At 54.0% G+C, this 1,804-nt stretch carries 1 protein-coding gene; it reads left to right on the top strand.

Annotated elements, in window-relative coordinates:
* The first annotated feature begins 255 nt into the window (after window positions 1-255).
* Window positions 256-1,607 (top strand): IS3 family transposase gene (locus ACR0K5_RS25025; protein ID WP_170717543.1). Its coding sequence is split into 2 segments (ribosomal slippage): window positions 256-592 and window positions 592-1,607, totalling 1,353 coding nucleotides; the frame shifts between segments, so codons are not numbered across the junction.
* Window positions 1,608-1,804 lie beyond the last annotated feature (197 nt).

Here is a 1,804-nt window from a genome sequence, read left to right as displayed (position 1 = left end):
CGGGTTCATGGCTCAGCTCTCCGGAGTGATACGGTCACCCTCAGAGCTTCCGACACACGGGTCATAGTAGAAGCGCAGTCCATACTGCGAGGAGAACCGGATGTATAGATCGGAAAATGCGCCTCCCAATGAGCCTCCCCAACGGAACAGGTCCACACTTATGATAAGGTTGTCCGCCATCAGCACCCATGGAACAGACTAGGTTGATTGCGTAGCGGAGGATTTCAGGCTCATCGTAACCATCAGAGAGTGGAGATGAGAATGAAATCCGGGAAACAGAAAGCGTCAGCAGAGAGAGTTGTCAAAGACATCCGCAGGAAGACACGGCGCCAGCATTCGGCAGAGGAGAAGATCCGTATTGTGTTGGATGGGCTTCGTGGTGAAGACAGCATAGCGGAGCTGTGTCGCCGTGAAGGAATAGCTACGAGCCTGTATTACAGCTGGTCGAAAGAGTTCCTTGAGGCCGGTAAGAAGCGGTTGGCTGGCGATACCGCACGCCAGGCTACCAGCTCTGAGGTGAAGGATTTGAGAGCGGAATCGTCGGCGCTGAAAGAGGTAGTCGCCGACCTGACCCTTGAGAACCGGCTGCTCAAAAAAAGCATGTTCGAGGATGGGGGAGACGACGAATGAGATATCCCGCATCCGAAAAGCTTGAGATCATCCGGCTGGTTGACGGTTCGCACCTGCCGATCAAACGCACACTGGAAAAGCTCGGCATTCCCAGAACGACCTTCTACCGCTGGTACGACAGGTATCTGTCTTTCGGCGAGGCCGGGCTTGAGGATCGCCATTCCCGGCCAGGTAGGGTTTGGAACCGCATCCCCGACAAGGTGCGCAAGCAGATCGTGGAACTGGCTCTGGAAGAACCCGAGTTATCGCCCCGCGAGCTTGCGGTGCGGTTCACCGACACCAGGCGCTACTTCGTTTCTGAGGCCAGTGTTTACAGGCTTCTGAAGGCACAAGATCTGATCACTAGCCCAGCCTGCATCACCATCAAAGCGGCGGATGAATTCCATGAGAAGACTGTGCGGCCGAACCAGCTTTGGCAGACCGACTTCACCTATCTCAAAGTCATCGGTTGGGGCTGGTTCTACCTGTCTACGATCCTGGATGATTACAGCCGTTACGTTGTCTCTTGGCGCCTTTGCACCACGATGAAAGCTGACGATGTCACAGGAACGCTGGAAGACGCTTTGGCTGCATCAGGTTGTGACAGTGTCACCGTTGCCCACAAGCCCCGGCTGCTCAGCGACAACGGCAGCAGTTACATCTCTGGCGAGTTGGCGAAATGGCTGGATGAGCAGGGTATGGATCATGTTCGGGGAGCGCCCAACCATCCGCAGACCCAGGGCAAGATTGAGCGATGGCATCAGACGATGAAGAACCGTGTCCTGCTGGAAAACTACTATCTGCCAGGAGCGCTCGAACAGGCCATCGGCGACTTCATCAATCACTACAACCACAACCGATACCACGAGAGCATCAGCAATCTGACACCCGCCGATGTCTATTTCGGTCGAGCCGAAACAATCCTCAGACGCAGAAAGGAAATCAAACACCAGACAATCCAGAAACGCCGCTTGCTGCATCATCAGAACGCGGCGTAGATTGAAACTACGGCGAGCCTGATCCTCCTAAGCCAATCAAACGCTCGTGTTCCAAATCATTCGATGACGGACATGTTAAGGTGTCTGAAGTCAGCGCCTACCGGACAGATTTAGAGTTTTCATCATATACTCTTTAGCTGCTCGAAGTACGTGTGAATAAGTTTGTCGCCGCAATCTGTTGTTCTAACGTCGTGAAC

It is taken from the genome of Ruegeria sp. AB9 (genome assembly GCF_056542585.1).
This window is presented reverse-complemented; position numbering and strand designations above follow the sequence as displayed.